This window comes from Streptomyces sp. JN8 (assembly GCF_055808075.1).
The window spans coordinates 4,180,744-4,198,984 of record NZ_CM147852.1 but is presented as its reverse complement, the minus strand read 5'-3'; the positions used below and the strand labels follow the sequence as shown (position 1 = coordinate 4,198,984).

18 protein-coding genes are annotated in these 18,241 nt (G+C 71.6%); 8 read left to right on the top strand and 10 right to left on the bottom strand.

Translation table 11 applies throughout. The annotated features are described in order from the left end of the window. Positions 1 to 51: 51 nt before the first annotated feature. The gene (locus ACY0MR_RS18440) at positions 52 to 915 is read right to left on the bottom strand and encodes a GNAT family N-acetyltransferase (protein ID WP_361855337.1); all 864 of its coding nucleotides are present in this window, start codon (positions 913 to 915) and stop codon (positions 52 to 54) included. Positions 916 to 1,029: 114 nt separating this feature from the next. Here ACY0MR_RS18440 and ACY0MR_RS18435 point away from each other — a divergent pair, with 114 nt between their 5' ends. Further along, a complete protein-coding gene (locus ACY0MR_RS18435) occupies positions 1,030 to 1,683 on the top strand; it encodes an HAD family hydrolase (RefSeq protein WP_388800797.1) in 654 nt (217 codons plus the stop codon). Positions 1,684 to 1,792: 109 nt separating this feature from the next. Continuing rightward, positions 1,793 to 3,082, top strand: coding sequence for a globin domain-containing protein (locus tag ACY0MR_RS18430; protein ID WP_388801224.1), 1,290 nt, complete (start codon positions 1,793 to 1,795; stop codon positions 3,080 to 3,082). Here the strand turns inward: ACY0MR_RS18430 and ACY0MR_RS18425 are convergent. From ACY0MR_RS18425 to ACY0MR_RS18405, 5 genes are all read right to left on the bottom strand, one after another. After that, positions 3,025 to 3,519, bottom strand: a complete 495-nt coding sequence (locus ACY0MR_RS18425) for an NUDIX hydrolase (protein WP_361859761.1) — start codon at positions 3,517 to 3,519, stop codon at positions 3,025 to 3,027. The genes ACY0MR_RS18430 and ACY0MR_RS18425 overlap by 58 nt on opposite strands. 134 nt (positions 3,520 to 3,653) lie before the next feature. Further along, positions 3,654 to 4,550 (bottom strand): LysR family transcriptional regulator, encoded by an 897-nt coding sequence (locus tag ACY0MR_RS18420; protein WP_361859764.1) that lies wholly within the window; start codon positions 4,548 to 4,550, stop codon positions 3,654 to 3,656. 312 nt (positions 4,551 to 4,862) lie between these two features. Then, positions 4,863 to 5,996, bottom strand: coding sequence for a cystathionine gamma-lyase (locus tag ACY0MR_RS18415; protein WP_473554135.1), 1,134 nt, complete (start codon positions 5,994 to 5,996; stop codon positions 4,863 to 4,865). After that, a complete protein-coding gene (locus ACY0MR_RS18410) occupies positions 5,993 to 6,484 on the bottom strand; it encodes a low molecular weight protein-tyrosine-phosphatase (RefSeq protein ID WP_392866862.1) in 492 nt (163 codons plus the stop codon). Before ACY0MR_RS18410 ends, ACY0MR_RS18415 begins: the two co-directional genes overlap by 4 nt. Before the next feature lie 9 nt (positions 6,485 to 6,493). After that, the gene (locus ACY0MR_RS18405) at positions 6,494 to 6,871 is read right to left on the bottom strand and encodes a phage holin family protein (RefSeq protein ID WP_319315257.1); all 378 of its coding nucleotides are present in this window, start codon (positions 6,869 to 6,871) and stop codon (positions 6,494 to 6,496) included. A 51-nt stretch (positions 6,872 to 6,922) separates the two neighbouring features. On the opposite strand from ACY0MR_RS18405, the gene ACY0MR_RS18400 reads away from it, so the two are divergent. The 4 genes from ACY0MR_RS18400 (at position 6,923) to ACY0MR_RS18385 (ending at position 9,220) form a co-directional block, all read left to right on the top strand. Further along, positions 6,923 to 7,240, top strand: coding sequence for a cupin domain-containing protein (locus ACY0MR_RS18400; RefSeq protein WP_473554132.1), 318 nt, complete (start codon positions 6,923 to 6,925; stop codon positions 7,238 to 7,240). A 171-nt stretch (positions 7,241 to 7,411) separates the two neighbouring features. After that, the gene (locus tag ACY0MR_RS18395; RefSeq protein ID WP_361859777.1) at positions 7,412 to 7,630 is read left to right on the top strand and encodes a DUF5326 family protein; all 219 of its coding nucleotides are present in this window, start codon (positions 7,412 to 7,414) and stop codon (positions 7,628 to 7,630) included. A gap of 237 nt (positions 7,631 to 7,867) precedes the next feature. Then, positions 7,868 to 8,638: an IclR family transcriptional regulator gene (locus tag ACY0MR_RS18390; protein ID WP_361859780.1), complete on the top strand. Its 771-nt coding sequence runs from the start codon at positions 7,868 to 7,870 to the stop codon at positions 8,636 to 8,638. A 138-nt stretch (positions 8,639 to 8,776) separates the two neighbouring features. Further along, positions 8,777 to 9,220: an SsgA family sporulation/cell division regulator gene (locus ACY0MR_RS18385; protein ID WP_030317990.1), complete on the top strand. Its 444-nt coding sequence runs from the start codon at positions 8,777 to 8,779 to the stop codon at positions 9,218 to 9,220. A 172-nt stretch (positions 9,221 to 9,392) separates the two neighbouring features. Here ACY0MR_RS18385 and ACY0MR_RS18380 read toward each other — a convergent pair whose 3' ends face one another. After that, the gene (locus ACY0MR_RS18380) at positions 9,393 to 10,802 is read right to left on the bottom strand and encodes a YibE/F family protein (protein ID WP_388800812.1); all 1,410 of its coding nucleotides are present in this window, start codon (positions 10,800 to 10,802) and stop codon (positions 9,393 to 9,395) included. Between the two features lie 211 nt (positions 10,803 to 11,013). Between ACY0MR_RS18380 and thiC the strand changes: the two genes are divergently transcribed. After that, positions 11,014 to 12,807: a phosphomethylpyrimidine synthase ThiC gene (gene thiC / locus ACY0MR_RS18375; protein WP_392045193.1), complete on the top strand. Its 1,794-nt coding sequence runs from the start codon at positions 11,014 to 11,016 to the stop codon at positions 12,805 to 12,807. A 62-nt stretch (positions 12,808 to 12,869) separates the two neighbouring features. On the opposite strand, the gene ACY0MR_RS18370 is transcribed toward thiC, so the two are convergent. From ACY0MR_RS18370 to ACY0MR_RS18360, 3 genes are all read right to left on the bottom strand, one after another. Then, positions 12,870 to 13,529 (bottom strand): hypothetical protein, encoded by a 660-nt coding sequence (locus ACY0MR_RS18370; protein WP_473554128.1) that lies wholly within the window; start codon positions 13,527 to 13,529, stop codon positions 12,870 to 12,872. A gap of 160 nt (positions 13,530 to 13,689) precedes the next feature. Further along, positions 13,690 to 15,051, bottom strand: a complete 1,362-nt coding sequence (locus ACY0MR_RS18365) for a metallophosphoesterase (RefSeq protein WP_473554125.1) — start codon at positions 15,049 to 15,051, stop codon at positions 13,690 to 13,692. A gap of 273 nt (positions 15,052 to 15,324) precedes the next feature. Further along, entirely contained in the window at positions 15,325 to 16,431 is a 1,107-nt protein-coding gene (locus ACY0MR_RS18360; protein WP_361857832.1) for a LacI family DNA-binding transcriptional regulator, read from the bottom strand. A 682-nt stretch (positions 16,432 to 17,113) separates the two neighbouring features. Here ACY0MR_RS18360 and hisC point away from each other — a divergent pair. Further along, a complete protein-coding gene (hisC, locus tag ACY0MR_RS18355; protein WP_404084059.1) occupies positions 17,114 to 18,217 on the top strand; it encodes a histidinol-phosphate transaminase in 1,104 nt (367 codons plus the stop codon). Positions 18,218 to 18,241: the final 24 nt, after the last annotated feature.

Sequence of the window (18,241 nt, the reverse complement as noted above, 5' to 3'; positions counted from 1 at the left end):
GGCCTCCCGCCAGCCCGGCCTCCCGCCCGCCCGGCCTCCCGCCGCGCCCGGCTACCCGGCGGCGACGGTCAGCGGGGCGAAGCGGCGGGTCCAGTCGCCGGGCAGGTCGGGGAGGGAGTGGACCATCACCGCGTTGAAGGCGATCGGGGCGAGGCCGTTCTCCTTCACCCAGCTCAGCAATTCCGAGTGGCGCACGTCGATGTCCGTCCGCAGCGGCCGGTCGCCCGCGGCAGCGAGCGAGGCGATCAGGGCCTGGGCGGTGGCGGTGTCCCGGGCGATCAGCGGTCCGACGACATGGGTGTCCATGTTGGGCCAGGCCGCCGCGAAGCCGGTGATCTCGCCGTTCTCCTCGGCCACCCGGAGGTGGTCGGCGAACGCGGGGAGTCGGGTGATCATGTGGGTCCGGTCGAGACCGAAGACCTCGCGGTCGAGACGGAGGATCGCCTGGAGGTCCTCGGCCGTCGCCGGGCGGACCGGAACGGCCGGCGCGGGTGCGGCGAAGGTGAAGCGGCCGCGCACCATCTCCGCGCGGCCCGTCCGGGCGAAGCCCAGCTGCTCGTACAGGGGCTGCCCGTTCGGTGTCGCGTGCAGGGTGAGCGGGGTGTCCCCGGATTCCGAGAGCACATGCTCCATGAGGCGGCGTCCCACGCCCTGGCGCGCGTACTCCTCGGCGACGAGGACCATGCCGATGGCGGCGAGCCCCGGGCCGTACGAGGTGACCACGGCACAGCTGATCAGCCCGGAACCCGACGGGTCGTCGATGCCGTAGCCGGTGCCGGCGCTGAGCAGGAGGCCCCACTTGTGCTCCTCGCGCGGCCAGCTCCGGTTCTCGGAGAGGTCGGCGCAGGCGAGGAGGTCGTCCACGGTGAGGCGCCGGATGGGGAGCTGGGAGAGCGACGTGGGGGAGATCGGCATGGAGTCAGGCTGGCCGACGGGGTGATCTCGCGTCCACCGCTTTACCGGAGCCGACCGACCACGGGCGGCGGTCGGCCGTTGGGGGCGTTGCCTCCGGCACGGAGGCCGGAGACGATGTTTCACGTGAAACCGCGACCACAGCGCCTGCATCTCTTCGACCTCGACGGCACCCTGATCCGGGGCTCGGCCGCGGCGGTGGAGATCTCGCGCCAGCTGGGGGTCGACGAGGAGATCGCCGCCCTGGAGAAGGGCTTCCTCCAGGGGCTCACCCCGGACGAGTTCGCCGTCCGGGCCCGCGAGCTGTGGTCCGCGCTCACCGTGGAACAGGTCGCGGCGGCCTTCGACGGGGCCCCCTGGCTGCTGGGCATCCGCGAGGTATGGGCGGACATCCGGGACCGCGGTGACCTCTGCGCGGTCATCTCCCTCTCTCCCGACTTCTTCGTCGAGCGGCTTCTCGACTGGGGCGCCGACGCGGTGCACGGCTCGCGCTGGCCCGCCGTGCCCTTCACCGAGCCGGTGCACCGACCGGGCATCCTGAACGCGCGGGCCAAGGTGCGGATCGCGGGGGAGCTCTGCGCCGAGTACGGAGTGGACCCGGCCCACTGCGTCGCCTACGGGGACTCGATGTCCGACGCGGAGCTGTTCGCGATCGTGCCGGAGACGGTGGCGGTGAACGCGGACCACCACCTTGCCGGGCTCGCCCGCCGCACCTACACGGGAGGCGATCTGCGCGAGGCCTATGCCTTGGTCCGAAACAGCGCAGCTTAGTCAGAAACCCCGCCCTTTGGCCCGAGAACGCCGCTTTCCCTCCGCGACGCCGGTCGGAGGGGTCATGCTGCGTCCACGGAAGCCGGCCAGCGCGAGGGCGAGGCACATGATGGATGCTCCGACCACCACGAGGGCGCCGGAGGACGAGGACGGGCCGGAGCGCCCGGCGGGGGACGGAAACGGGCCCCGCCGTCCGAGAGAGGGCGGACACGAGCCCCGGATAGCGGCGGAACCCTCCGCGGACGCGGTACTCGTCCGCCGCACCCTCACCGAGATCGCACCGGTCGCCGACCGGGTGACCTCGTACTTCTACGCCCTGCTCTTCCTGGGGAACCCGGGGCTGCGCGAGATGTTCCCCGCGGCCATGGACACCCAGCGGGACCGCCTCCTGAAGGCGCTGCTCACCGCGGCGGAGCACATGGACGACGCTCCGGTGCTCACCGCCTACCTGCAGAACCTCGGCAGGGGGCATCGCAAGTACGGCACCCACGCCACCCACTACCCGGCCGTCGGCGAGGCCCTCATCGGCGCGCTCGCCCGGTACGCGACGACGACCTGGGACGAGGCGTCACAGGCGGCCTGGGTCCGGACGTACACGACGATCTCCCAGATCATGATCGACGCGGCGGCCGAGGACGAGCTCTCGGCGCCCGCCTGGTGGCGGGCGGAGGTGGTCTCCCACGATCTGCGGACCTCGGACATCGCCGTCATCACGCTCCGCCCCGACCAGCCGTACCCCTTCCTGGCGGGCCAGTACACGACGCTGGAGACCCCGTGGTGGCCGCGGATATGGCGGCACTACTCGTTCGCCTCGGCGCCCCGCCCGGACGGGCTGCTCTCGCTCCACGTGAAGGCGGTCCCCGCGGGCTGGGTGTCCAACGCGCTGGTGCACCGGGCGCGCCCCGGGGACGTCCTGCGCCTCGGTCCGCCGGCCGGGTCGATGACCGTCGACCACGACACGGACACCGGCCTGCTCTGTGTCGGCGGGGGCACCGGGATAGCCCCGATCAAGGCCCTGGTGGAGGACGTCGCCGAGCACGGGGACCGGCGTCCGGTCGACGTCTTCTACGGGGCCAAGAGCGGCCACGACCTCTACGACATCGACACGATGCTGCGGCTCCAGAAGACCTTTCCCTGGCTCTCCGTCCACCCGGTCACGGAGGAGCAGGGGCGGCTGCCGGAGGCGGTGTGCCGCTACGGCTCCTGGAGCGAACGCGACGCCTACCTCTCGGGGCCGCTCGGGATGGTGCGCCGCGGGGTGGACGCGCTGCGGGGGGCGGGGGTCCCGGCGGAGCGCATCCGGCACGACTTCCTCGCCGAACTGGCCCCGCCGGCCGACGATCAGCCCAGGTCGGGCGCGTGCATGGCGCGGACACCCTCGATGTTGCCGTCGAGGTAGTGGCGCAGGGAGAGCGGGACGAGGTGCACGGCGGCGATGCCGACCCGGCTGAAGGGCACCCGCACGATCTCGTACTCCCCGACGGGTTCGTCCATCTCGGGGCCGTGCCGCAGCGAGGTGTCCATGGAGTCCAGCCGGCACACGAAGAAGTGCTGGACCTTCACCCCGGAGACCCCGCCGTCGACGATGTGCTCCATGGTGTCGACGAAGCAGGGCACCACGTCGACGACCTTCGCGCCGAGCTCCTCGTGGACCTCGCGGTGCAGGGCCTCGACGACGGTCGCGTCGGTGGGTTCCACGCCGCCGCCGGGCGTGACCCAGTAGGGATCCATGCCCGGCTTGGTGCGCTTGATGAGGATGAGGTCGTCCCCGTCGAGCAGGATGGCGCGGGCGGTGCGCTTGATCACGGGTCGTTCGGTCGTGGGCCGTTCGTTCATGGGGAGAAAATGGCCCGTCCGGGGTGTCCTGAAACGCGTTCCCGGCGCAGACTCACCGGCGCCCGGGGAACCGAGCGGCTCCCCCGCGGAACGACGCGGCCCCCCGCCGCCCCCTTCGGCTCCCCCGCCGGGGCTCACCAGTCCCCCGCCGCCCTGAGCAACTCCTCGTGGGCCCGTGCGAGGGGGGCCAGCGCGAGCGTTCCGGTCCGTACGACCAGGAAGTACGTCCGCAGCGGGGGGACCGGCGGGTCGAGCAGGGCCACGAGCCGTCCCTGCTCCAGGGCGTCCTCGCAGAGATACCGGGGAAGGACCGCGAGCCCCGCGCCGGAGGCCGCGGACTCGCGGACGGCACGGAGATCGGGGGCGATCACGGTCGCGGCGACCGCCGGCTTGGTCTCGAAGACGCTCGCCCAGTAGCGGGCGACGAAGGGCAGCGATTCGTGGACCTCGACCACCGGCAGCTGCTCCAGGACCACCGCGCCCTTGCGGAGCAGGACCTCGGGGGAGAGGCGGGCCGCCCAGCGCGGGGCGGCGACCAGGACGTACTCCTCGTCGCAGAGCGGGGTGGAGGCGAGCAGACCGCCCCGGGGCCGGGCGGTGGCGACGGCCAGGTCGTGGTGCCCGGCGGCGAGCCCGTCGAGGATCTCCTCGGTGTTGCCGAGGAACGACGCCCTCACGGCCAGGCCCTGGCCGACCAGCGGGGTGAGGGCGGGCAGGACGCGTAGTGCGGTGAACTCCGGGGGCCCGGCGACATGGAGGGTGCGGACCCCGCTCTCCTCGTCGGCGCCGGTTCCGGCGATCTCGACGAGGGCGTCCAGATGGGGAGCGGCGCGGTGCGCGAGCTCGTCGCCGATGGTGGTCGGGGTGACGCCGCGGGCCTGCCGGAGGAAGAGGGGGCGGCCGAGCTGGCGTTCGAGGGTCCGGATCTGGCTCGTGACGGCCGGCTGGGAGAGCCCGAGAAGCGCGGCGGCGCGCGTGAAGGAGCCGGCCCGGTGCACCGTGACGAAGGTGCGCAGCAGGGCCAGATCCATGGTCGCCCCCTCCCGGCCGTGCGGCCGTTGGACTCACGCGGTCGGCTGACTGCGCCTCAGGACCGTCCAACTATAAATAAGTCGATAGGTCTCTGTCGCTACCGTGATTGGACACTGACGCACAGTCAACTAGCCTTGTTCAGGCGGTCTCCGCGCGTGGAACCGAGGCGTTCCGAGCCACGAGGGGGGAGGCTCGGAGCGTCTCGTTCCGTGCGGCGGGGCCGGTGCGGACCGTGTTCCGGCAGGCTCCGTCGCCTGGCCGGAAACCGGTCCCGGCCGCTCCCGACGGCTCCCGACCGTTCGCGGACGGGCTTACGCCCCGGCCTCGTCGAGGGCCCGCAACACGTCGGCGATGAGGTCCTCCGGGTCCTCGGCCCCCACCGAGAAGCGGACGAAACCCTCCGCCACCGCGTCGCCGCCCCAGCGCCCGCGCCGCTCCGCCGTGGAGCGCACACCGCCGAAGCTGGTCGCGTCGTCCACGATCCTCAGCTCCTCCAGGAACCGGTCGGCCCGCTTGCGGTCCGCCAGTTCGAAGGAGACGACCGACCCGAAGCGCCGCATCTGCCGGGCGGCCACCGCGTGCGAGGGGTCGTCCGGCAGCCCGGGGTGGCGCAGCCCGGTCACGTCCGCGCGCGCCGCGAGGGCCTGAGCGAGCGCGAGCGCGGTGGAGCACTGGCGGTCGATCCGCAGCTGCAGCGTGGCGAGCGAACGGTGCGCGAGCCAGGCCTCCATCGGGCCGGGGATCGCGCCGACGACCTTGCGCCAGCGGCGCACCTCCGCGGCCCGCTCGGGGTCACGGCAGCTGACGTGGCCGAGCAGGATGTCGCCGTGCCCGGTCAGTCCCTTGGTGTCGCTGGCGACGGAGAAGTCCGCGCCCAGTTCGAGGGGACGCTGGCCGAGCGGTGTGGCCAGGGTGTTGTCGACGGCGACGAGCACCCCCGCGGCATGCGCCTCGCGCACCAGCCGGCGGATGTCGCAGACGTCGAGCCCGGGGTTGGACGGGGTCTCGATCCACAGCAGCCGGGCCCCTTCGAGGACGGAGAGCTGGCCGTCGTCGCGGGTGGGCGCGGTGCGGACCTCGATGCCGTACGCCCTCAGCTGCTCGTGCAGCAGGGGCAGGGCCTGGTAGCCGTCGTCGGGGACCACCACGGCGTCGCCCGTCCTCAGCTGGGAGAGGAGGACGGCGGAGATCGCGGCCATGCCCGAGGCGAAGACCAGCGTCTCGACGTCCTGCTCCCCCGGTGCCTCCAGCTCGCCGATCGCCCGTTCCAGATGGGTCCACGTCGGGTTCTCGTCGCGGCCGTACGCGTATCCGCCGGTCGGCTCGCCCGGCAGGTGGAAGTGCGCGGCGAAGACCGGCCCCGGCAGGGTCGGTTCGTACTTCACGGGTTCGGGCAGCCCCGCCCGGACCGCGCGGGTGCCGTCGCCGTAGTGCTTGTCGGTCACGGTGTCCGTTCCTCCAGTTCGCGGCGGACGGCGGCGAGCAGTCCCGCGCTCGCCGCCTCCACCATCTCCAGGCACTCCTCGAAGCCCTCGCGGTCGCCGTAGTAAGGGTCGGGGACGTCGAGTGCGTCCCCCGCGGCGGGGTCGTAGGAGCGCAGCAGTCGTACCCGCGCCGCCTCCTCGGGCGTGCGGGCGAGTCGGCGCAGGTCGCGCAGGTGCCCTTCGTCCAGGGCGATCACCAGGTCGAGGGCGGGGAACCAGGAGGCGCGGAACTGCCGGGCGGTGTGCGCCGAGGTGTAGCCGTTCTCGTCGAGGACGGCGACCGTGCGGTGGTCGGCGCCGTCGCCCTCGTGCCAGCCTCCCGTCCCGGCACTGTCGACCTCCACCCGTGCGCCGAGGCCGGCGTCGTCCACGTGCCTGCGGAAGACGTGCTCGGCCATCGGCGAGCGGCAGATGTTGCCGGTGCAGACGAAGCAGACGCGGTAGGTCATGGCCGGCACTCAGTCGCCGTCGGGGAGCACGACGTTCAGCGCCCACGAGACGACGGAGATGATCAGGCCGCCGAGCACGGCGGTCCAGAAGCCCTCCACGTGGAAGCTGAGGTCGAACTGCTCGGCGAGCCAGGACGTGAGCAGCAGCATCAGGGCGTTGACGACGAGCGTGATGAGCCCGAGCGTCAGGATGAAGAGCGGCAGCGTCAGCAGCTGGACGATCGGCTTGACCAGGAAGTTCACGAGCCCGAAGACGAGGGCGACGAGAATGAGGGTCAGTGCCTTCTTGCCGGTGCTGTCACCGGTCAGGGTGATGTCCTGGACCAGCCAGATGGCCACTCCCAGGGCGCCCGCGTTCGCGAGCGTCTTGACTACGAAATTCATCATGTGTCTGATCGTGGCAGACATGATCGGGCCGAGGGCAGGGGCGGACGGGCGATGAAGGCATTCCGGCTGGATGAACTGGAAGCGGAACGCGCCGAGAACAAGGGCGCGTACCTCCAGTTCCTGCGGGAGCGGAACATGTCCGTGGGCCTGTACGCGCTGGACGCCGGCGCACTCGACCCGCAGCAGCCGCACGGCCAGGACGAGGTCTACTTCGTGGTGAGCGGCCGGGCGGCGATCACGGTGGGGACGGAGACGACCCAGGTGGCGCGGGGAAGCGTGGTGTACGTGCCGGCCGGCGTGGAGCACCGCTTCCACCACATCAGCGAGGACCTGCGGGTGATGGTGGTCTTCTCCCCGCCGGAGGCCTGACGCACCGGATTCCGCTCCCTGGTCCGGCCCGATCGACCGGACGCCCCCTAGGGGGCGGATCAGGGGAGAGCGGGGGCCGCGGGACCCCCGTGCGCCCCTTCCGGAACCTAGCCTTGAGGTTGTTCCGCACGGGGTGTGCGGAACGGATCTTCGAGAGCGAGGGAGAGGACGATGGCCGTACAGGAGGTTCTCGCGGGGATGCCGTGGTGGGTGAAGTGGGTCGCCATACCCGTCATCGCGCTGCTCGTCTTCGGCGGACTGATCACGAGCGTCCTCGCCTTCGTGGTCGGACTGCTCTTCAAGGTGCTGCTCTTCGTGGCCCTCGTCGCCGGACTGATCTACGTCGTACGGAAGTTCACCTCGTCCGACCGTTCGCGCGAGGAGTGGTAGCACACGCTACCCAGCGGTATGAAGCCGACGGAGGGGATTAGCCCGGCCGGGGGAACGCACCGGTTTAAGCAGGGCGCGGGCCCGAGGGCTCCCACTAGAGTGGAATCCCTCCGCCGCGTTGGGGACTACAGGTGTAGACATCCCTGCTGACCAGCGGTTTCCCAGGCCCGGCGGGCGCGCGGGGGCGGCCCCCGCGGGCGGGTGCGATGCATCCGTCGTGATGCCTGGGGGTGACCTTTGGCCACGGCTTCGCAAACGGCTGCGCCTACCCTGATCGGCTCGGTGCAGCGGGCACTGAGACTGCTGGAGGCCGTGTCCTCCCACCCGGACGGCGCCCCTGCCAAGCAGCTCGCCCGGGAGACGGGCCTCCCGCTCCCCACCACGTACCACCTGCTCCGCACCCTGACGCACGAGGGCTATCTGCTCCGCGAGAAGGGTGTGTTCGTCCTGGGCGACGCCGCGGTCCGACTGGCCGGCGGCGGAGGTGTGCAGAATCGTCGCATCAAGATCGAAGACTCTCTCGCCCGCTGGCGGGACGCGATCGGCGTGCCCGTCTACTTCGCCGTCTACCGCGAGGGGGAGATCGAGCTCGTCGCCGTCGCCGACACTCCCTCCGCACCCGCGGTGGAGGAATGGGCCGATTTCCGCGAGACGGCTCACGCCCATGCGATCGGGCAGTGCCTGTTGAGCCAACTCGATCTGAAATCTCGTCAAGACCACCTCGATCGCCACCCGGTCGAAGCCATCACTCCGTACACGCTGCGTAACCGCCGTGAGCTTTTGGAGCGTTTGGGAGGTTTGGGGCGAATGGAGCCCCTGGTGGAGCGTCAGGAATATGCGTTGGGCACGGTCTGTGCCGCAATCCCCATCACCGCGGGCTCCATGACGGCCGCAATGGCCATTTCTCTTCCCCTTCACCAGGAAGAACGGTTGCTCCCAGCAGTCGAGCAACTACGCACAGAGATCGGGAGGCTCTTCAGTTCGCTCGCGTTCTCTATCAGTATCTGAAAAATCACTCCTTGTGATCTGCTAGTGCTTACAGCACGATTGCGTCAAGAGGGCCGCGGGGGATCATTCCTGGCCGTTTCGGTCACAGCTTTCAGCAGCTGTGTTTACACAACTGCTCCATCTACTGCGGGGTACATGATGCGAGAGTCGGTTCAGGCCGAGGTCCTGATGAGCTTCCTCGTCTCCGAGGAGCTCTCCTTCAAGATCCCGGTGGAACTCCGATACGAGACCCGGGATCCCTACGCGGTGCGGATGACCTTCCACCTCCCCGGGGACGCGCCGGTGACCTGGGCGTTCGGCAGGGAGCTGCTGCTCGACGGGATCAACCGGCCGAGCGGGGACGGCGACGTGCACATCGCCCCGACGGAGCCCGAGGGCCTCTCGGACGTCTCCATCCGGCTCCAGGTCGGCGGAGACCGCGCCCTGTTCCGGGCGAGCGCGCCGCCGCTGGTCGCCTTCCTCGACCGTACGGACAAGCTGGTTCCGCTCGGTCAGGAACGCACGCTCGGCGACTTCGAGGACAACCTGGAGGCCGCGCTGGGCCGGATCCTGGCCGAGGAGAGCGCGGGCCCGGCCGCCTGAACCGGCGCGCCTCCCGCGCGCCCCAGCGCACCCGCCCGGCACGGCGCGCACCCGCGCACCGACCGTGGCACCGCGCGCCCCCGCACACCCGCCCGGCACCCGTGCGCCGCGCACGCGTCCGGCTCTCACGGACCCCCGGGCGCCCGCCCGGCACCGCCCCCGACCCCACTGCTCACTTCGCGCGACGGCGCCGTCCACCCCGCGCCGCCGCGGGCTTCCGGCTTCCCGTGCCCGGTGCTCCCCCGGCGTCCGTGCGGTCGGCGGAGACCACCAGGGCCGCGAGCGCCGTGGTGAGCGGCACGGACGCGACCAGACCGATCGATCCCACCAGGGTCCGGACGATCTCCTCGGCGACCAGCTCGCTGTTGGCCACCGTCCCCATGCTGCTCTGCGCGATGGAGAAGAGCAGCAGCAGCGGGAGGGCGGCACCCGCGTAGGCGAGCACCAGCGTGTTCACGACCGAGGCGATGTGGTCCCGGCCGATCCGGATGCCGGCCCGGTACAGGGCACGCGGCCCCATGCCCGGATCGGCCTGCTTGAGCTCCCAGACCGCCGACGTCTGGGTGACCGTGACGTCGTCGAGCACACCGAGCGAACCGATGATCACACCGGCCAGGAGCAGGCCGGACATGTCGATCTCCGGGTACAGGCCGTGGATCAGACCGGTGTTGTCGTCGGTGTTGCCGCTCAGCGAGGCCCAGCCGATGAACACCGAGCCGAGCAGGCCGATCAGCAGCAGCGAGATCAGCGTCCCGAGCACCGCGACCGAGGTCCGGGCGGAGAGTCCGTGGCACATGTAGAGCGCGATCAGCATGATCGCACTCGATCCGACCACCGCCACGACCAGCGGATTCGACCCGTCGAGGATCGCCGGCAGGATGAAGAACGTCAGGATCAGGAAGCTCACGACCAGGGCGATGAGGGCCATCACGCCCTTCATCCGGCCGACCAGCACGACGGCGACCGCGAAGATCCCGGCCAGCACCGCCATCGGGAGCTTGCGGTTCACGTCGGTCACCGAATACTGCAGGTCACGCGGCGCGTCGGGGGCGTAGGCCACCACCACGCCCTGGCCCTCGTGCAGTTGGCGCGGCGCATCGGGCTGCACGATCTCGGTGAACGTGCGCCCCTTCTCCGGACCGCTGGTGACCTCGATCGTCGCCTTCCCGCACGTCCCCTCCTGCGACCTGACCGCCTCGCGTCCCTCCGGCGTCGAGGTGTCACCGGTCGGCGGCACCTGACCCGCGTTCACGGAGGCGCAGTCGACCTGTTCGACCGAGACGACCCTGCCCTGCTCGGTCTGCCGGTCGAAGCCGACGCCGGTGCGCTCGTGCGGGGGCGTGCCACCGGGCCACAGCACCACCAGCCCGACCACGACGGCCGTGGCGAAGGGGATGAGGATCGCGGCGATGACCCTGCGCAGATGTCGGGACACCGGGGTGGCGGGCCCGTGGCTGTGGCTGTGCCCATGGGATCCGTGTGCCGGACCGTGCCCGTGCGAGGCATGCGACGCGGCATGCTCGTGGGGCCCGCGGTCGTGGTCGTTGCCGTGCGGCTCGGGGGTCTGTTGGGGGGAAGTCACCGACCGATCATCGCAAGAACGGCAGGGGCCCACTGTTCAGCACGCCAGGGATGACGCTAGCGTGGTGGCACCTTTGCACACGCGGGAGCTCGGAGCACCGGGCTGAGAGGGCGCTGATCACCGTACGCGCGTACTGATGTACGTACGGGAGGAGGCTGCGCCGACCGCCGAACCTGTTACCGGGTAATGCCGGCGTAGGGAGATCGGTCTCATGACCATTCAGGATGCACGCACGCCTGCCTCCGAGCAGAACGACACCTCTGCCGACGGCGCTCGCACGCCGGGCTGGCACAAGGGCTACGTCCAGGGCTCGCGGCCCGACCTCAGGGTGCCGGTCCGCCAGGTGCACCTCACCAACGGCAAGGACGTCACGCTGTACGACACGTCCGGCCCGTACACCGACCCGGGCGTCGACACCGACGTACGCCGGGGCCTTCCGCCGCTGCGCGAGAACTGGATCATCACGCGCGGCGACACCGAGGAGTACGCGGGCCGACCGGCCCGTCCCGAGGACGACGGCATCAAGCACACCTCGCCGCGCGGCGGGGGACTCAAGAACCTCGACGCGGTCTTCCCCGGCCGGCCGCGCCTGCCGCGCCGCGGCCGCGAGGGCCAGGCCGTGACCCAGCTCGCGTACGCCCGCCGGGGGGAGATCACCCCGGAGATGGAGTACGTGGCGATCCGGGAGAACGTCTCCCCCGAGGTCGTGCGCGAGGAGATCGCCGCGGGCCGCGCGGTGCTCCCGGCGAACGTGAACCACCCGGAGATCGAGCCGATGATCATCGGCAAGCGGTTCCTGGTGAAGGTCAACGCCAACATCGGCAACTCCGCCGTCACCTCCTCCATCGAGGAGGAGGTGGAGAAGATGACCTGGGCCACCAAGTGGGGTGCCGACACGGTCATGGACCTGTCCACCGGCCGCAACATCCACACGACCCGCGAGTGGGTCCTGCGCAACTCCCCCGTGCCCATCGGCACCGTGCCGCTCTACCAGGCACTGGAGAAGGTCGACGGCCGCGCCGAGGACCTGACCTGGGAGATCTACAAGGACACGGTCATCGAGCAGGCCGAGCAGGGCGTGGACTACATGACGGTCCACGCCGGCGTGCTCCTGCCGTACGTGCCGCTCACCGCGCGCCGCAAGACCGGCATCGTCTCGCGCGGCGGCTCGATCATGGCCGCCTGGTGCCTCGCGCACCACAAGGAGAACTTCCTCTACACGCACTTCGAGGAGCTCTGCGAGATCCTCGCGACGTACGACGTCACCTACTCGCTCGGCGACGGGCTCCGCCCGGGGTCGATCGCGGACGCCAACGACGAGGCGCAGTTCGCCGAGCTGCGCACGCTCGGCGAGCTGAACACGATCGCCAAGCGGCACAACGTGCAGACGATGATCGAGGGCCCCGGGCACGTCCCGATGCACAAGATCAAGGAGAACATCGACCTCCAGCAGGAGATCTGCGAGGAGGCGCCGTTCTACACGCTCGGCCCGCTGACCACGGACGTCGCGCCCGCGTACGACCACATCACCTCCGGCATCGGCGCCGCCATGATCGCCTGGTGGGGCACGGCGATGCTCTGCTACGTCACGCCCAAGGAGCACCTGGGCCTGCCGAACCGCGACGACGTGAAGACCGGTGTCATCACGTACAAGATCGCGGCCCACGCGGCGGACCTGGCCAAGGGCCACCCGGGCGCGCAGGAGTGGGACGACGCGCTGTCGGACGCGCGCTTCGAGTTCCGCTGGGAGGACCAGTTCAACCTGGCGCTCGACCCGGACACCGCGCGCGAGTTCCACGACGAGACGCTGCCCGCGGAGCCCGCGAAGACCGCGCACTTCTGCTCGATGTGCGGCCCTAAGTTCTGCTCGATGAAGATCTCGCAGGACATCCGGCGGGAGCACGGCGGCGACCTGAAGGCGGACGAGATCGAGGCCGGAATGGCCGCGAAGTCCGCCGAGTTCGCGGCGACGGGCAACCGCGTGTACCTGCCGCTGGCGGACTGACCCCCGCCACCCGGCGACCACACCGGCCCGCGACCCCGGGGGAGTCGCGGGCCGGTGGCGTGTCAGGGGCCGGGGGAGCCGGTGGGCGGGGTGGTGGCGGCGAGCACGTCGCGGAGGAAGGGCAGGATGCCCCGTTCGAGCAGGGCGCGGCGCCAGGCCTCCCGGGCGCGGGACAGTTCGTCGTCCGGTCCGGGCTCGCGCGGGCCGTCCGTGCTCACCTCGGCGGGGCTGTTGCGCAGGGCCGTCACGAGCAGCCCGGCGGCGGCGCCGAGCAGGCCGGCGGCGGCCACCGCGCCGAAGACCAGGCCGGCCGTCAGCAGCGTCGCCCCGAACGCCACGGTGGGGGCGACGGCGTGCAGGACCGCGCCGACCAGCAGGAAGATGGCCGCTGCCGTGCCCGCGAGGACGGGCACCATGACGGTCAGGATCGCGACGACGCCGGGGCCGTCGCCCGGGCGGTCGGAGGACGCCGGGGGCCGGGCCCCGAGGGCGGCCCGGTGCTGCTCGCGGACCTTCACGAAGTGCTCGTACTCGCCGGCCGCCGCGCTGGTGACCAGGGTCGTCGCGTTCAGGGTCAGGGAGCGCAACTGGGCGAGCGAGAGCCGGGTTCCCGCTCCGGCGAGATCCGGACGTGCGTGGGCGGTGCCCAGTGCGTCGTCGAGGACCCGCTCGTACTCGGCGCGATCCTCGGTCAGCAGGTGCGGAGCCACGTTCATGTGCATCCCCCGATGCTCCGTAGGCCCGGATCAGCCGTGGGACACGGTCGGTCGGGCGGAAACGGAGGAGAGCCTGCTACGGATGGACACGATGGTATTGCGGTCGTGCCACGCGCTGACAGGGTGTTTCCGGAATTCGACTTCCCCGGATGCGGAGGGTTATGCGTCAGTCGTTCAGCGGGAGTTGGACGACCAGTAGCTTTCCGGCCATGGTCACTCCGCCGTCCATGGCGATCGCGAGACCGTCCGCGTACACGTGCGGTCCGTCGACGACGGGGCCCGAGCTGTCCTCGTCGTCCTCCGTGCCGACCTGGCCCAGAAGGTACGGGATGGGGCTGTGGCCGTGCACGATCCGGGAGCCGCCGTAGGTGGACAGCAGCTCCTGGACGGCCTGCGGACCGCCCTCGTCGCGGAACGCGAAGCGCTTGGTGAACTTCCGGAAGACGTCCCAGACCTCGTCGGCGTCGTTGCGGTTGAGGATCTCGTGGACGGTGTCGTTGACGTCCTCGATGGTCTGGCCGTAGTCGAGGTACGCGGTGGTGTCGGAGTGGAGCAGCAGGTGGTCGTCCTCGCGGACGACGGCGTCGAGCCGGGACATCCACTGCAGGTGGACGTCCTGGAGGCGGTCCATGTCGTGCTTCTGGCCGCCGTTGAGCAGCCAGGCGGCCTGGAAGGTGGCGGTGCCCGCGCCGGAGTTCACCGGGGTGTCGCCGAAGCGCTTGGCGCCGATGAGCAGCAGTTCGTGGTTGCCCATGAGGGCCTTGCAGTAGCCGCCGGCGGCGGCCGCCTCGGCGGACAGGCGCATGACGAGGTCGATGACGCCGATGCCGTCGGGGCCGCGGTCGGTGAAGTCGCCGAGGAACCAGAGGCGGGCGTTGCCGGCGGACCAGCTGCCGTTCTCGTCGACGAGCCCCTGGGCGCGGAGGGCGGCGACGAGCTCGTCGAGGTAGCCGTGGACGTCACCGACGACGAAGAGCGGTCCGGGGCCCTCGCCGCCGGCCGGGGCGGGCTCGGCGGCGGGCCCGGCCGCCACCGGGACCTGGACGGTGTCGCCGCGGCGGTTGATGACCGGGAGGTCGCGCTCGGTCGGCGTGTAGCCCTCGGGCATCCCGCCCTCGGGGAAGGCGTTGCCGGGGTGGCCGGTGGCGACGGAGACGATGGAGGAGCCCGCGGGCGCGGAGCCGGGGGCGTACGCCGGCGGGGCGAGGCGACCCAGGTGCAGGGTCGGATCGGCGGGCGCGGGCGTGTCGGGCGCGCGCGGGGGGACCGCGGGGGCGGTCGGCGGCGCGCTCTCCGACGCGGCCGAAGGTGCCTGCGCCGCCGGGGCGGACGCGGCCGGAGGGGTGGGTGCGGTCACGGATGCGTGCTCCGGGTGAGCGGGCTCGGCGGGTGTCGGCACCGGCAGCGGCTCCGTGGTCGTCGGATCGGCGGCGTGGCCCTGTACGGGCACGCGGGCGTACGGCGGTACGCGGAAGTCGCGCAATGTCGCCGTGCGCGCCACGGGCTCCTGCCCGGCCCCCTGAGTCATGGACCCCTCCACCACCGTCGCGATGCCCTGCACAGCGCGGACCGGCCTGGTCGGGGTGGTCCACGATGTCGTGCGCCCATCATAGGAATGAGGGTCCTCCTGTGTGACGCACCAGGGGTGGTGAATCCGGGTCCACTCCGGGTTCACCGGTTGTTTCGCCCGAATTGAGAAGGTCGAGTACGGGGTTGGGACCGGATAGGTGGCCGGTTTCGCCGCCCCGGCCCACGGGCAGGGACGGGGACGGCGGACGCGTCGGCGCCGGTTGGCGGTGTGTCAGTCCTTCTCGGGAGACCGGGGCGGGCTGACGGTGGTGCGTGGTGAACGGCGCTGCGAGGACGTGCGGACGATGAGTTCGGTCGGTATCACCCGTTCGACCGGGCCGTCGGCGTCGATCCCCTCGATGGCGTCGATGAGGAGCTGGACGACGGCCGTGCCGATCCGGCGCGGTTTGAGCGAGAGCGTCGTGATGGGCGGTTCGGTGGTGGCGTAGACGGTCGACTCGCTGCAGCAGACCAGCAGCAGGTCGTCCGGGACGCGCAGCCCGTAGCGGCGCGCGGCCGCGAGGAGGTCGGTGCCGTTGGGGTCGAAGAGGCCGTACACGGCGTCGGGCCGGTCCGGTCGGGCGAGCAGCCGGTCGGCCGCGACGGCGCCCGCGCACGGGTCGTGCGCCGGATAGGCCTCGTAGACGGGGTCCTGGCCCACCCGCTCGCACCAGTCGAGGTACGCGGTGGTGGACAGTCGGGTGTAGGTGTCGGTGGTGGTTCCGGTGAGGAGGCCGATGCGGCGGGCGCCCGCGGCGGCGAGGTGGTCGAGCAGATCGAGGACGGCGGCTTCGTGGTCGTTGTCGACCCAGGCGGTGACCGGAAGGGTGCCGGCGGGGCGTCCGTCGGAGACGACGGGCAGGCCCTGCCGGACCAGTTCGGTCACGACCGGGTCGTGGTCGGAGGGGTCGATGACGACGGTCCCGTCGAGGGCGACGTTCGACCAGACGTCATGGCGGGACGTCGCGGGAAGGATGACCAGGGCGTAGCCCCGCGCGAGCGCCGCCGACGTGGCTGCTCTGGCCATCTCCGCGAAGTACGCGAATTCGGTGAAGGTGAAAGGTTCATCCCCGTACGTGGTCACGGTCAGGCCGATGAGTCCCGACTTCCCCGTGCGGAGCGTGCGGGCTGCCGCGGACGGGCGGTAGCCCAGCCGGTCGGCGACCTCGCGCACGTGCCGGCGGGTGGCGTCGGGGAGTCGGCCCTTGCCGTTGAGCGCGTCGGAGACAGTCGTGATGGAGACCCCGGCGGCGGCGGCCACGTCCCGGATGCCCGCTCGGCCCTGCCGGCTTCCCCGGGTCTGTGCCCGGCTCACCTGGTGCTTCCCTGCTGCTGTCATGGCGAGCCGATAGTAGGGCGATGAGGGGCGGTTGGGCCGGTCGCATATGCAGGCGTTGACAGGCACGTTTCTGCATGGCCAGAAGGCGTCAAGAGGCAAGGAATCCAAGGTAGTTAGGGCCTTCACCATGGGACCAGTGGTTGCCGAACGGTGTAGGCCTGGCGTGGGGGCGAGGTCTCGAAGAGGTCTCAACTCACCTCTACGGGGGATGCGCGCCACGGCGCCCGCCACCAGCGCGCGCCACCCGGTCGCGCGCCCCCTCGGATCGGGACCACGTCGGCGGACGCCGCGGAGCCCGCTCGTGGGGCGGTTCGGGGGATGGGCTCCGGGTGGCGCGCGGGGGTGGCGTGGCGGGGCCGCTCCCCGGCGGCGCGGACGGTGCCGTGGGAGACCGGTGTGGACGGGCCGTGGAGGAGCGGGCGGAGGGGTGCGCGGGGCGGGGCGGTGGTCGGGCCGCGGCGGGCGCGGCCGGCAGCGGGACGGGGCGGATCCGGGGGTGGACCGGGGCGGATCCGGGGTGGGTCGGGGACGGATGCGCTGGACGGGCCGGGGTCCGTGGCGGACGCGCCCGGGCGCGGGTCGCGCAGTGTGTCCCTCCTGTTGTCCGCAGCCCATTCGCAGCGGCGGCGAATCCTCATAAGGTGAGGAGTATTGGCGGTACGGAGGTCGAGGAGGCCACAGAGTGAGCGAGACCAGCGGGACCAGCGGGACGAGCACGGGCCCGAAGCTGCGCGCCGAGCTGGACGGCGTCCCCACCTACAAGCCGGGCAGGCCGGCGGCCGCGGGCGGGCCCGTGGCCTTCAAGCTGTCCTCCAACGAGAACCCGTACCCGCCGCTGCCCGGGGTCATGGAGTCCACGCTGGCCGCCGCCGCGAACTTCAACCGCTACCCGGACATGGCGTGCACCGGTCTGACCGAGGAGCTGGCGGACCGTTTCGGCGTGCCGGTCTCCCACCTGGCCACCGGCACCGGCTCGGTCGGCGTCGCCCAGTCGCTCCTCCAGGCCACCTCCGGCCCCGGCGACGAGGTCATCTACGCCTGGCGCTCCTTCGAGGCGTACCCGATCATCACGCAGATCAGCGGTGCCACCTCGGTACAGGTCCCGCTGACCGAGGGCGAGGTGCACGACCTCGACGCGATGGCCGAGGCGATCACCGACCGGACGCGGCTGATCTTCGTCTGCAACCCGAACAACCCCACGGGCACCGCGGTGCGCCGGGCCGAGCTGGAGCGCTTCCTCGACCGGGTGCCCTCCGACGTCCTGGTCGTGATCGACGAGGCGTACCGCGAGTTCGTCCGCGACGCCGACATCCCGGACGGCATCGAGCTCTACCGCGACCGGCCGAACGTCGCCGTGCTGCGGACCTTCTCCAAGGCGTACGGCCTGGCGGGGCTGCGGGTCGGCTTCGCGGTCGCCCACGAGCCGGTGGCGGCGGCGCTCCGCAAGACGGCGGTGCCGTTCGGCGTGAGCCAGCTGGCGCAGGACGCGGCGGTGGCCTCGCTCCGGGCCGAGGACGAGCTGCTCGGGCGGGTCGGCTCCCTGGTGGCCGAGCGCGAGCGGGTCCACAAGGGGCTCGTGGGGCAGGGCTGGACCGTGGCCGACACCCAGGCGAACTTCGTCTGGCTGCGGCTCGGGGAGAAGACCCTGGACTTCGCGGCCGAGTGCGAGCGCCACGGAGTCGTGGTGCGGCCGTTCGCCGGCGAGGGCGTGCGCGTCACGATCGGCGAGTGCGAGGCGAACGACCTGTTCCTGAAGGCGGCGGAGGGCTTCCGCAAGGAGGTCTGACCGCTGGTACCGGGCGGGCGGCCG